The 12,154-nt window shown below is 63.9% G+C and carries 9 protein-coding genes; 7 read left to right on the forward strand and 2 right to left on the reverse strand.

Annotation, left to right across the window (positions count from 1 at the left end; genetic code table 11):
- Positions 1 to 69: 69 nt before the first annotated feature.
- A complete protein-coding gene (locus G452_RS0111615; RefSeq protein ID WP_022662430.1) occupies positions 70 to 321 on the forward strand; it encodes a hypothetical protein in 252 nt (83 codons plus the stop codon).
- Between the two features lie 115 nt (positions 322 to 436).
- Here the strand turns inward: G452_RS0111615 and nifA are convergent, their stop codons facing one another.
- Complete coding sequence (nifA, locus tag G452_RS0111620) at positions 437 to 2,023, reverse strand: nif-specific transcriptional activator NifA (RefSeq protein ID WP_022662431.1); 1,587 nt, start codon at positions 2,021 to 2,023, stop codon at positions 437 to 439.
- Positions 2,024 to 2,585: 562 nt separating this feature from the next.
- Between nifA and G452_RS20675 the strand changes: the two genes are divergently transcribed.
- The gene (locus G452_RS20675; RefSeq protein WP_162141304.1) at positions 2,586 to 4,628 is read left to right on the forward strand and encodes a sensor histidine kinase; all 2,043 of its coding nucleotides are present in this window, start codon (positions 2,586 to 2,588) and stop codon (positions 4,626 to 4,628) included.
- A 23-nt stretch (positions 4,629 to 4,651) separates the two neighbouring features.
- Here the strand turns inward: G452_RS20675 and G452_RS0111630 are convergent, their stop codons facing one another.
- Positions 4,652 to 5,707 carry a TOBE domain-containing protein gene (locus tag G452_RS0111630; RefSeq protein WP_022662433.1) on the reverse strand — a complete coding sequence of 352 codons (1,056 nt, stop codon included), beginning with the start codon at positions 5,705 to 5,707 and terminating at the stop codon, positions 4,652 to 4,654.
- A 156-nt stretch (positions 5,708 to 5,863) separates the two neighbouring features.
- Between G452_RS0111630 and modA the strand changes: the two genes are divergently transcribed.
- From modA to G452_RS0111655, 5 genes are all read left to right on the forward strand, one after another.
- On the forward strand, positions 5,864 to 6,598 hold the full coding sequence (gene modA / locus G452_RS0111635) for a molybdate ABC transporter substrate-binding protein (RefSeq protein WP_022662434.1): 735 nt from the start codon (positions 5,864 to 5,866) through the stop codon (positions 6,596 to 6,598).
- A gap of 4 nt (positions 6,599 to 6,602) precedes the next feature.
- Positions 6,603 to 7,259 (forward strand): molybdate ABC transporter permease subunit, encoded by a 657-nt coding sequence (gene modB / locus G452_RS0111640; protein ID WP_022662435.1) that lies wholly within the window; start codon positions 6,603 to 6,605, stop codon positions 7,257 to 7,259.
- A complete protein-coding gene (locus tag G452_RS0111645) occupies positions 7,256 to 7,945 on the forward strand; it encodes an ATP-binding cassette domain-containing protein (RefSeq protein WP_022662436.1) in 690 nt (229 codons plus the stop codon). Before modB ends, G452_RS0111645 begins: the two co-directional genes overlap by 4 nt.
- Before the next feature lie 382 nt (positions 7,946 to 8,327).
- A complete protein-coding gene (locus tag G452_RS0111650; RefSeq protein ID WP_022662437.1) occupies positions 8,328 to 9,347 on the forward strand; it encodes a molybdopterin-binding protein in 1,020 nt (339 codons plus the stop codon).
- Between the two features lie 73 nt (positions 9,348 to 9,420).
- On the forward strand, positions 9,421 to 12,144 hold the full coding sequence (locus G452_RS0111655) for a molybdopterin-dependent aldehyde oxidoreductase (protein ID WP_022662438.1): 2,724 nt from the start codon (positions 9,421 to 9,423) through the stop codon (positions 12,142 to 12,144).
- The last annotated feature ends 10 nt before the right edge of the window (positions 12,145 to 12,154 follow it).

The following is a 12,154-nucleotide window of genomic DNA, read 5'->3' on the forward strand; positions in this document are numbered from 1 at the left end:
TTTCAGGGCCGCCGGAAGCGTGCTGACGTTTCCGGCGGCCCCAAACCATAACCGACAAGGAGTCTGCCCATGCGCAAGGAAACCCTCGAAAAAGTATTTGAATACGCTTCCATGCCCGTGCACGGAACCCTCTCGCGCAAGCTGCGCAAGGGGCTGCGCGTGCAGGTCAACGACGGACCGCTGCATGAAGGGGCGACCATTTTCCTGGGAGACGAATTCGTGCGCATCACCGAGGACAAATCCGGCGAAATCGTGAACACCTACTACGACTGGACCTCCGTATCCTCGGTGCGCACCTACGCCACTCCCGACAACAAATAGACCGCAACCCGCTCCGTATTCATTCAAAAACGGCGGTCCATCCGGGGCCGCCGTTTCCTGCTTCGCCAGACCGGTTCCGGCCTGCGCCCCGTCCGGCGTCCGAACGCCGGATCCGTCAGTCCTTCCTGGCCCTGGCCCGCTCGGCCGCCACCATCTCGTCGAGCCCGAACTTGCGGACGCGGTAGCCCATCTGGCGGGCGGTCAGTCCCAGGTCGCGCGCGGCCTTGTACTGCACCCAGCCGTTGCGGCGCAACGCGGCCAGCACTTCCTGCCGCTCGGTCTGCTCCAGGGTGGCGCGCGGTGGGACGGACGGGCCATGCGCGGAGGCGTCGCTTCCGGCATGCGCATCCGGAAGGGGCGCAACGGATTCGGCGGAAAGGTAGTTCTCCACGGCTCCCCTCTCGATGCGTTCCTCGTCGGCCATGATCGCCAGGCGCTCGATGAGGTTTTCCATCTCGCGCACGTTGCCGGGCCAGCCGTACCGGCAGAGGCGTTCCAAAGCCTGGGGCGAGAGGGACAACCTGCGGCCGTATTCCCGCTCCATCTTGTCCAGGAAATGATTGAGGAGTCCGGGGATGTCCTCCATGCGCTCGCGCAGCGGCGGCACGCGGATGGGAAACACGGAAAGGCGATAATAGAGGTCCGTGCGGAAATCGCCGAGTTCGGCCATGGCGCCGAGATCCTTGTTCGTGGCCGCGACGATGCGCACGTCCACCTGCCGCGTGCGGTTGGAGCCGAGCCGCTCGAACTCGCGCTCCTGGATGACCCGCAGCAGCTTGGCCTGGATGCCCAGGGGCAGCTCCCCGATCTCGTCCAGAAAGATGCTGCCCCGGTGCGCTTCCTCGAAACGCCCCGGCTTGGCCCCGGCCGCTCCTGTAAACGCGCCGCGTTCGTACCCGAACAGCTCGGATTCGAGGAGGTTTTCCGGAATGGCCGCGCAGTTGACCTTGACGAAGGGGAAATCCTTCCTGTCCGAAAGCCCGTGGATGATCTTGGCGATGAGCGTCTTGCCCACGCCGGACTCGCCCAGCAGCAGCACCGTGGCCCGCGTGGGGGCGACGCGGCCCATCTGGCGCTCCACGTCCTGCATGGCCAGGCTGTGCCCGACGATGTAGGGGCCTTTGCGCTCGCGGCTGATCTGCGAACGCAGGGAAAGATTCTCGCGGCGCAGGCGCTCCTCCCGGTCGAGCACCTTCTGGTTCAGGCTCATGAATTGGCCGATGAGCGTGGCCACGACCGTGAGGAAACTGATGTCCTCGTGCCAGTCCACATCGTCGCCGAAGAGGCGGTCCACGTTGAGCACGCCCACGGGATGGGAATTGACGAGAATGGGAACTCCCAGAAAAGAGACTCGATCCTTTTCTATGGTTCGGGCCTTTGTTTTGTCCAAAAACAGTGGCTCTTTCGTGATGTCCGGCACGTAATACGGCTCCGCCGTCTGAAAGATCCGCCCGGTCACGCCTTCATCAAGCCGGTAGACCCCTCTCCGACGCTCCTCGGAACTCAGGCCGTGGGACGCGCTGATGGCGAGATTCCCGGTTGTCCGGTCGTACAGCGTCACGGTGGCGCGCTTCATGCTCAATGTTTCTGAAAGTATTCCAAGAACATTGACGAGAGCGCTCTCGAGATCGAGCGCCTTGTCGATGATCTCGCAGATGGCGGAGAGCACGGTAAGCTGAAGTCCTGCGATTTCTCTGGGCATACGTGGACCTAGCAATCTTCGTTCCACCGCCTTCGCACATTCATGCACTCCAACATCCTGAAATATCGCTGTATTTAATTTTCCCCATTTCGCTAATTTTACAATTTTGAAATTCTATGATTTGAATTGACACTATGCCATGCTTAAAAATTACAAAAAAGTTATCAAAATCAATTCCACACGCGAGCAAAGACGAGACTGCAACTGTGACGAATCATAATGCCGTAAGCTTTGACGAGCACAATCACGCCATGTAAAATGCAGGACAACGATCACGACGAGACCAGTTTCACCGAAACAGACCGGGCATATCATGCAGCCAAGCCGCAGGCATTCCGCAGTATTTCTTTGCACGGACGCATGCTGCATCTTTTTTGTTCTGCTTTTCTTTATCGTTGCGGCCATATCTCCAGCATTCATCTTCGCATCCGATGGCCAGGCCCAATCGCAGACGCGCTCCCATCCCGACATTCTGGTTCTGCTCTCCTACCATCAGGGTTACGCCTGGACCGACAACGAGGTGCGTGGGATTCTCGACGTCCTGGGAACGAACGGGTCAACCGTGGACATCAATTTTCAATACATGGACACGAAGCGCAGTTCTCCCGAATCCGTCTTCCCCGCGATGGAAACGCTGCTCAAGGCCCGCTACGCAGACAACCAACCGACAGCCATCATCGCCTGCGACGACAATGCCCTGGACTTCCTGCTCGCCCGGAGGGACTCCCTTTTCCCCTCCGTTCCCATCGTCTTCTGCGGCATCAACAACTTCTCGCCGGAAAGGCTGCGCGGCGTTCACGGCATCACGGGCGTGGCCGAAGACTTCGACCTGCGCAGCACCATCGACATGGCCCTCCGGCTCCAGCCCGGCGTCCGCCGGATCGTTTCCGTCAGCGACGGCACGCCTTCCAGCAGGGCCAACCTCGAACGCCTCCGGTTCCTCTCCTCCGAATACCGGCAACAGGGTCTGTCCTTCGAAGAGCTGGCCGACCTCCCGGAAGCGGAACTCCGCATGCGCCTCGCCCAACTGAATCCCGACAGCATCGTGCTGCACCTGAACTACTTCCGCTCGCCGGAGGGCAAGACCTACACGCCGCAGGAGAGCATCCGGCTCGTGGCGGACGCCGCCCCGGTTCCCATCTATTCCTGCTGGGCCTGGTACCTCGGTCACGGCATCGTGGGCGGCAGGCTCGCCAGCGGATTCACCCAGGGCAAAGCCGCCGCTGAAATGATCGCCCGCATCCTGGAAGGCACCCCCGCGGACGTCATCCCGATCCTCAAGGACAGCCCCAACGCCTGGATGTTCGACGCGAAGCAATTGTCGCGCTTCAATCTCGACAGGGAAAAGCTGCCCCCGGACAGCGTGCTCATCAACGACTATTCCGGGTTCTTCGAGCGCCACCGCTCCCTGGTGCTCGGCGCGGGCCTGGTGGTGCTGCTCCTCAGCGGGACCATCCTCCTCCTGACCATGAACATCCTGGCCCGCCGCCGCGCGGAGTACAATCTCAAGGAAAGCGAACAGCGCTACCGCGCGCTTTACGAAGAAGCCACGGTGGGCATCATCATCTTCGATGAGGCGCTCCAAATACTGGAAGCCAACCCGTTGCTCCGGCGCAACCTGGGCTACAGCGACGAAGAGCTGCGCGGCAGGGTGCTGACGGAGTTCATTCACAGCGACGATCTCGCCCAACTGCCGGTCCAGGTCGGCTCCCTGTTGCAGGGAAACATCGTCCGCACGCAACGGCGGATGCGGCGCAAGGACGGCGTGTATCTCTCGTTCGAAATCAGCGCGCGCCGCCTGGGGCCGGGCTTCATTCAAGGCGTGTATCACGACGTGACGGCGCGGGTGGACGCGGAACAGGAACTCCAGCGGGCCAAGGAATACGCCGAGGCCACGAGCCGCTCCAAATCGACCTTCCTGGCCAACATGAGCCACGAGCTGCGCACGCCGCTGACCACGACCAAAGGCATGCTCGAATTGCTGCGCGCCAAGTCGCCGCGCGAGGACCAGCAACGCTACATTCAGCACGCGCTGGACTCCTGCGACAGCCTGACGCTGCTTCTCAGCGACATTCTCGACCTGTCCAGGGTGGAGGCGGGCCGCATCGAGCTGCAACTGGAACCATTCTCCCTGGGAGAGTTGCTGGCCTCCATACGCCTCAACCACGGCAGCGCGGCAAGCAAAAAGGGCCTGAGACTGGACATCCGCAGCCAGCCGGACCTTTCGGATCGACTTGTGGGCGACCCTGTCCGCCTGCGGCAGGTGCTCGTGAATCTGGTGGGCAACGCGGTCAAATACACGGACAAGGGCACGGTGTCCCTTTCGGTCGAAAGGCTCGGCGCGCTGCGGCAGGGCGAGGAGCGGCTGCTGTTCACGGTCAGCGACACGGGCATCGGCATCCCGGACGAGCTGCTCCCGACCATGTTCGAAGCCTTCACCCAGGCCGAAACCTCGAACGCGCGGAAATATCAGGGCGCGGGACTGGGGCTTCAGATCGTCAAGCGCCTGGTGCAGCTCATGGGCGGAGTGCTTTGCGTGGTCAGCGAGCAGGGCCGAGGCACGCAGGTGCATCTCAGCCTCCGGCTGGGGCTGCCGCAGGAATAGACGCCCCAAGGCAGGGGCGCCGCTCAGACCGTGTTCAGGACCACGGACAGGGACTTGAAGCGGAACTCGACCATCTCTCCCTTCGCAAGGGCCAGCTCCCCGGCGCTGCCGGTGGACAGCAGGGCGCAGACGTTTTCGCCGTCCTGGGTTTGCCCGGATATCTCCGTGATGACTTCCGTGCCGCGCAGCGAGGTGATTTCCGCCACCACCCGGTTGCGCACGGCGCTGCGCGCGGACGCTCCGACCCGATAGACGTTCACGAGCGGCGCCTTGATCGTGGCCACCACGGGCACTCCCGGCTCCAATTGCAGGGAGACCGAGCTTTCCTGGGTGATCAACGCGCAGAGGCGGCGGCCTGTCCGGGTCTCCATGACCACTTCGGCCATGACCCCGTCACGGACCACCTCGACCACGCTGCCGATGAAGGTGTTGCGCGCGCTGGTGCGTCCCTGGATGTCGCGCAGGGCCAGCCGCCGCACGAGAGTGGCAGCGGCCCCTCCGGAATAATGCTGAAAAACCGCTGTGAGGTCCGCGGAGGACTGGCCGAGGATGTCGCGGACCACGGCCAGGGGAACCCCGCTGCGCAGCAATTCCACGGCGCGGGTATTGCGCAGGATGCGCGGCGAGGAAAGCTCGCGCGGGAAGCCGCACTCCTCGGCGCGGGCATAGAAGACGCGGCGCACGTATCCGGGATCGAGCCGAAAAAAACGCCCTTCCAGTCCGGAAAATTCCGGGGATTGCAGCATCAGCCGCAGGTCGCGGCAAAGCTCCGCCGGAAGCGGCACGTCGCGCCTTGCCCGGTCCTTGCCGAGCAATACCGAGCCGCGCAGGGTGTCGATGTCCAGCAGCTCGTCCAGGCCGAGAGCCTCGCCAAGCCGCGCGCCCGTGTGCCTCAGCAGCAGAAAGACCATGCGCAGCCGCTCGCGCGAACGGCGGCTGGCCGGAGTCCGCGCAGCGTCGCGCCATGCCGTGAAGGCCCGTTCCAGGGACTCCGCCTGCTCCGCGGAGAGGTGGCGCACCTCCTTGGGCACGGTGAAGGTTTCGCTCGCGGGAAGCCGCATGCTGCCAGAATCGGACATGACTCGTTCTACCTCGCTCCCTTCCGGTCTTCAAAGCGGTCACGCATACGGGAATTTGCGTGACCGCGTTGCGGCATGGCCCAAAGCCTTCTATTCCTTGCGACAGTCCGATGGTAGTCGCACGCATCCAACAATGCAAACCTCTGTGAGGCACCCATGAAACGAATTTCGCTGCTGCTCTTCGCGGCCTTGCTCCTCCTGCCGCTGCCCGCCTTTGCCGCGGATCTCTTCATCGCCCAGGCCGCCAACTTCATGCCCGCCATGAAGGAGATCATCCCCATGTTCGAGGCCAAGACGGGCCTGAGCGTCGAGGCCACCTACACCTCCACGGGCAAGCTCTACGGCCAGATCACCAACGGCGCGCCCTTCGACCTCTTCCTGGCGGCGGACGAAAAGCGCCCGGCCAAGCTCTTCGCCGACGGCCAGAGCGAGGAACCCTTTGTCTACGCCAAGGGCCAGGTCGTGCTCTGGAGCATGAACCCCGAACTCTGCAAGGGTTCCTGGCAGGACGCCGTGCAGGCCGAAACCACACGCAAGCTCGCCATCGCCAACACGGAAACCGCACCCTACGGCACCTCCGCCATGAAGGCGCTCCAGGCCGCAGGACTCTGGGACAGCGCGCAGCCCAAGCTGGTCTTCGGCCAGTCCATTGCCCAGGCCTTTCAGTTCGCCTCCACCGGAGCGGCCGACGCGGGCTTCTGCGCCTATTCCTCGGTCTTCACCGAAGAAGGCGGCAAAGGTTGTTTTCTGGCCGTTCCCGAAGCCCCGGAAGTCATCCAGGCCGCCTGCGTGCTGAAGAGCGCCCCGCACCCGGACGCCGCCGCCGAATTCGTGAAATTCCTGGGCACCCCCGAAGTCGCCGCCGTCAAGGCCAAGTACGGATACAAGTAGGCTCATGGACTGGACCCCTCTTCTTCTGTCCGCCAAGCTGGCGCTGCTGACCACCCTGCTCATCCCGGTGGCGGCAGCGCCGCTGGCCTATGTCCTGGCTTTTTTCCGCTTTCCCGGAAAGAGCGTGCTGGACGCCTTCGTGACCCTGCCCATGGTGCTTCCGCCCACGGTGCTCGGCTTCGGCCTGCTGATCATCTTCGGGCCTCAGGCCTGCCTGGGAGGGGCCTGGGAAGGGCTCTTCGGCGAACGGCTGGTCTTCAGCTTCGCCGGCGTTCTCATCGCCTCGCTGATCTTCAATCTGCCTTTCGCGGTCCAGCCCATGCGCGCCTCCTTCGAGAAGCTGGACTCCCGCCTGCTGGAAAGCTCGGCCATTCTCGGCCTTTCGCGCACCGCCGCCTTTTTCCGTGTGGTCCTGCCCAACTGCCTCGGCGGCCTCGCGGCCGCCTCCATCCTCGTCTTCGCCCACAGCCTGGGCGAATTCGGCGTCATACTCATGGTCGGCGGCTCCATACCCGGCGAAACCAAGGTCGCCTCCATCGCCATTTTCGAGGCGGTGGAAGCCCTGCGGTACGAAGATGCGTTCCGCATGTCCGCACTGCTCGTGCCTGTAAGCTTCGTGGTCCTGCTCATCATCAACAAGATCAATGCGAGGAAGCCTTGACCCTGGAAGTGAATCTGCGCAAGAAATTGCCCCATTTCGAACTGGACGTGAAGCTTTGCTGCCCGTCCGGCTGCCTGACGGCCATTGTCGGACCGTCCGGCGCGGGCAAGACCACGCTCGTCCGGCTCATGGCCGGGCTGGAACGGCCGGACCAGGGACGCATCAGCCTGAACGGAACGGCCTGGGTAGACACCGGGAAGCGGATCTTCCTCAAGCCCCAGAAGCGCAAATTGGGGCTCGTCTTCCAGGATTACTGCCTTTTCCCGCACCTGAGCGTGCGCAGGAACGTGGCCTTCGCGGCCAACGACGACGCCAGGGTGGACGAACTGCTGACCCTCTTCGGAATCCGGCATCTCCAGGACCGCAAGCCGCAGAACATCTCCGGCGGGGAACGCCAGCGCGCCGCCTTCTGCCAAGCCCTGGCCCGCGAGCCGTCGCTGCTGCTGCTGGACGAGCCCTTTTCCGCTCTGGACGCCGCCACCCGCGAAACCCTGCGCTGCGAGCTGCGCGATCTGAAGACAACCCTGGACATCCCCATCATTCACGTGACGCACGACCTGGGCGAGGCCCGTTTCCTGGCGGATGCGATCCTCCCCGTGGTCAACGGCCGGATCACCCCGGACTGGTTGGAACGCCAATACGCCCCCTGCATGTGCGGCGCTGACGGCGACGCCCCGTTGAACTAGCCCCCTCCCCACAGGCAACGCCCCGGTTCCCCGCCGCTCTCTTCGGCAGGAAACCGGGGCGTCGTCATTTCCCTCCCCCACGTCCGGCGGCGCATGCGCATGGCGTCCGCAGCGACCTGTTAAAATTAACACAATTCTTTGGTGTCAAAATTCATTTTCAAATCTCTCATTGACCTATTATGTCTCGTGGTGCATGTTTTCTCCATTCATACTGGACGTGTCGTTCCTTCGGCCGATCAGCCCGAACCGCCCGGATAGTTCGACGCGGAGCTTCCGCAGCGGATGATTCGTTTCCGTCTTCAGGGCGGACAAAGGCTTGCCATCAGGAGGAACAACCCAAATTGAAGTCGCCCCGCACTCCACGCGCACCCGGAGAACTCGCATGATCCACAGCCTCCCCGTTGAACAGGCAGTCGGCAAAGTGCTCTGCCACGACATGACCCGCATCGTACCGGGCGAATGCAAAGGCCCGGCCTTCCGGAAAGGCCACATCATCACCGAGCAGGACATCCCGGCATTGCTGCAGATCGGCAAGGAACACATCTACGTGCTTCAGCTCGAGCAGGGCCAGCTCCACGAGGACGAGGCCGCCCGGCGCATCGCCGCCGCAGCCGCCGGCCCCGGACTGAGCCTTTCCGAAGTCAGCGAGGGGCGCGTCAACTTCATCGCGGAGCCCGGCCTGCTCGCCATCGACGTGGACGCCCTGGAACGCATCAATTCCATTGAAGAAATCGCCCTGGCCACCCTGCATACCGGCCAGCAGATCACCTCGCCCCGCCCCGTTGCCGGGACGCGCGTCGTTCCGCTGGTGGTGGACGAGGCCAAGATCGAACAGGTGGAGGCCATCTGCGCGGAATGTTGGCCCGTCATCCAGGTCAAGCCGTTCGCGCGGCTCGACGTCGGCGTGGTCACCACGGGCAGCGAGGTCTACGAAGGCCGCATCCAGGACAAGTTCGGCCCTGTGGTGCGCAGGAAATTCGAACAGCTCGGCTCGCGCGTCATGGGCCAGACCTTTTCCAGCGACGACCCGGCCATGACCAGGGACGCGATCCTGGATTTCATCCGGCGCGGCGCGCAAATGGTCGTGGTCACGGGCGGCATGTCCGTGGACCCGGACGACCAGACCCCCACCAGCATCCGGGCCACGGGCGCGGACGTGGTGACCTACGGTTCGCCGACCTTTCCGGGCGTCATGTTCATGCTCGCCTACAAGGACGGCGTGCCCGTTCTCGGGCTGCCCGGCTGCGTGATGTACTACCGGGCCAGCATCTTCGACTTGGTGGTTCCCCGGCTTCTGGCCGGAGAAAAACTGACCCGGAGCGACATCGTGCGCCTGGGTCACGGCGGATTCTGCGCCGGGTGCGACCAGTGCCGCTACCCGGTCTGTCCTTTCGGCAAATAGCTTTCGGATCCCCCTGCCTTGCGCGGGGGGTGAGGATAGATGGCAACATCAACGTGCGTACAAGGAGGATTCCATGATCAAACGCACTCTCAACGTCAACGGTGTGGACCGCATGGTCATTGCCGCCCCGACGGCTTCCCTGGCCACGGTCCTGCGCGAAAACCTGGGGCTCACCAGCGTCAAGGTCGGCTGCGACCAGGGCCAGTGCGGCGCCTGCACCGTGTACATGGACGGCAAGCTGGTGCGCTCCTGCACCCGTAAGTTCAGCAAGGTCGACAACGGCGCAAACATCCTGACCCTGGAAGGCATCGGCACCCCCGACTGCCTGCATCCGATCCAGATCGCCTGGATGGCCTACGGCGCGGCCCAGTGCGGCTTCTGTTCGCCCGGCTTCATCGTCTCCACCTACGCGCTGCTGGAAGACAATCCCGAACCCACCCGCGAAGAAATCCGCGACTGGTTCCAGAAACACCGCAACGCCTGCCGCTGCACGGGCTACAAGCCCCTGGTGGACGCCGTCATGGCCGCCGCCGAGGTGCTGCGCGGCGAAAAGGATCTCGACGACCTGATCTTCGAGATTCCCGAAGACGGCCGCATCTGGGGCACCAAGTTCCCGCGCCCCTCGGCCATCGCCAAGGTCACGGGCACCTGGGACTTCGGCGCGGACCTGGGCATTCGCCTGCCGCAGGGCAGCCTGCGCTGCGCCCTGGTCCAGGCGGAAGTCTCCCACGCCAAGATCCTGGGCATCGACACCAGCGAAGCCGAAAAGATGCCGGGCGTCTTCAAGGTCGTGACCCACAAGGACATCAAGGGCAAGAACCGCATCACCGGCCTGATCACCTTCCCGACCAACCTCGGCGACGGCTGGGACCGCCCGATTCTCTGCGACGAAAAGATCTTCCAGTACGGCGACGCCATCGCCATCGTCTGCGCGGACACGGACGAGCACGCCAAGGCCGCAGCGGCCAAGGTCAAGGTCGATCTGGAACAGCTCCCCGAATACATGAGCGCGCCCGCGGCCATGGCCGACGACGCCATCGAGATCCATCCGGGCACGCCCAACGTCTACTACACACAGAAGGTCGCCAAGGGCGCGGAAACCGGACCCATCTTCGACAAGGCCGACGTGGTCGTGGAAGGCAACTACTACACCCAGCGCCAGCCGCACATGCCCATCGAGCCGGACGTCGGGTTCGCCTACCAGGATGAGAACGGCAAGCTCTTCATCCACTCCAAGTCCATCGGCCTGCACCTGCACCTGTACATGATCGCGCCGGGCCTCGGCGTGGAGCCGGAAAACCTGGCCCTGGTCCAGAACCCCACGGGCGGCACCTTCGGCTACAAGTTCAGCCCGACCATGGAAGCGCTCGTGGGCGCGGCCGCCCTGGCCACCGGACGTCCCGTGTACCTGAACTACACCTGGTACCAGCAGCAGACCTACACCGGAAAGCGCTCGCCCTTCATCACCTGGCTGCGCTACGCCGCCACCAAGGAAGGCAAGCTCCTGGCCATGGAAACCGACTGGACCGTGGACCACGGCCCCTACTCCGAGTTCGGCGACCTGCTGACCCTGCGCGGCGCCCAGTACATCGGCGCGGGCTACGACATTCCGGCCATCCGCGGCGAAGGCCGCACCGTCTGCACCAACCACGCCTGGGGCGCGGCCTTCCGCGGCTACGGCGCGCCGGAGAGCGAGTTCCCCTCCGAGGTGCTCATGGACGAGCTGGCCGAAAAGCTCGGCATGGACCCCTTCGACCTGCGCTTCAAGAACGTCTACCGCAAGGGCTCGACCACTCCCACCGGCCAGGATCCCGAAGTCTACTCCCTGCCCGAGATGATGGAAAAGCTGAAGCCCAAGTACGAGGAAGCCAAGAAGCTGGCCGCCGCCAAATCCACCCCGGAGATCAAGCGCGGAGTCGGCATCTCCGTCGGCGTGTACGGCGCGGGCCTCGACGGCCCGGACAGCTCCGAAGTGGACGCCGAGCTGAACGCGGACGGCACCGTGACCATCTACTCCTGCTGGGAGGACCACGGCCAGGGCGCGGACATGGGCGTTCTGGGCACTGCCCACGAGGCGCTGCGTCCCCTGAACCTGGAGCCGGAAGACATCCTGCTGGTCATGAACGACACCAGCCTGGCCCCGAACTCCGGCCCGGCCGGCGGCAGCCGCTCCCAGGTCATGGCCGGACAGGCGACCATCAACGCCTGCCAGCAGCTGGTCAAGGCCATGAAGAAGGCCGACGGTTCCTTCCGCAGCTATGACGAAATGGTCGCGGAGAAACTGCCCCTGCGCTACAACGGCAAGTGGACCGCCCCGGCCAGCAACTGCGACGAAAACGGCCAGGGCAATCCCTTCTGCTGCTACATGTACGGCGTGTTCCTGTCCGAGGTGGCCGTCGAGCTCGCCACCGGCAAGACCACGGTGGAAGGCATGACCGTCGTGGCCGACATCGGCGTGGTCAACAACATCCTCGTGGTGGACGGCCAGATCTACGGCGGCGTGGCCCAGGGCATCGGCCTGGCCCTCTCCGAAGACTACGAGGACATCAAGAAGCACTCCACCATGGTGGGGGCGGGTTTCCCGTACATCAAGCAGATTCCGGACAAGTTCGAGATCATCTATGTGCAGACCCCGCGCCCGGACGGCCCCTTCGGCGCTTCCGGCGTCGGCGAGATGCCGCTGACCGCGCCTCATGCCGCGGTCATCAACGCCATCTACAACGCCTGCGGCGTTCGCATCCGCGAGCTGCCCGCACTGCCCGAGAAGGTTCTCGCCGGACTGAAGGCCAAGTCCTGATCGCGTAAGA

The sequence above is a fragment of the Paucidesulfovibrio longus DSM 6739 genome (assembly GCF_000420485.1).
GTDB lineage: Bacteria > Desulfobacterota > Desulfovibrionia > Desulfovibrionales > Desulfovibrionaceae > Paucidesulfovibrio > Paucidesulfovibrio longus.

What these genes read in the sequence shown, in the direction of transcription:
- modB (WP_022662435.1), top strand. Translation starts at nt 6,603, where the DNA reads ATGGACTGGACCCCTCTTCTTCTGTCCGCCAAGCTGGCGCTGCTGACC.
- modA (WP_022662434.1), top strand. Translation starts at nt 5,864, where the DNA reads ATGAAACGAATTTCGCTGCTGCTCTTCGCGGCCTTGCTCCTCCTGCCG.
- nifA (WP_022662431.1), bottom strand. Translation starts at nt 2,023, where the DNA reads ATGCCCAGAGAAATCGCAGGACTTCAGCTTACCGTGCTCTCCGCCATC.
- G452_RS0111650 (WP_022662437.1), top strand. Translation starts at nt 8,328, where the DNA reads ATGATCCACAGCCTCCCCGTTGAACAGGCAGTCGGCAAAGTGCTCTGC.
- G452_RS0111655 (WP_022662438.1), top strand. Translation starts at nt 9,421, where the DNA reads ATGATCAAACGCACTCTCAACGTCAACGGTGTGGACCGCATGGTCATT.
- G452_RS0111630 (WP_022662433.1), bottom strand. Translation starts at nt 5,707, where the DNA reads ATGTCCGATTCTGGCAGCATGCGGCTTCCCGCGAGCGAAACCTTCACC.
- G452_RS0111615 (WP_022662430.1), top strand. Translation starts at nt 70, where the DNA reads ATGCGCAAGGAAACCCTCGAAAAAGTATTTGAATACGCTTCCATGCCC.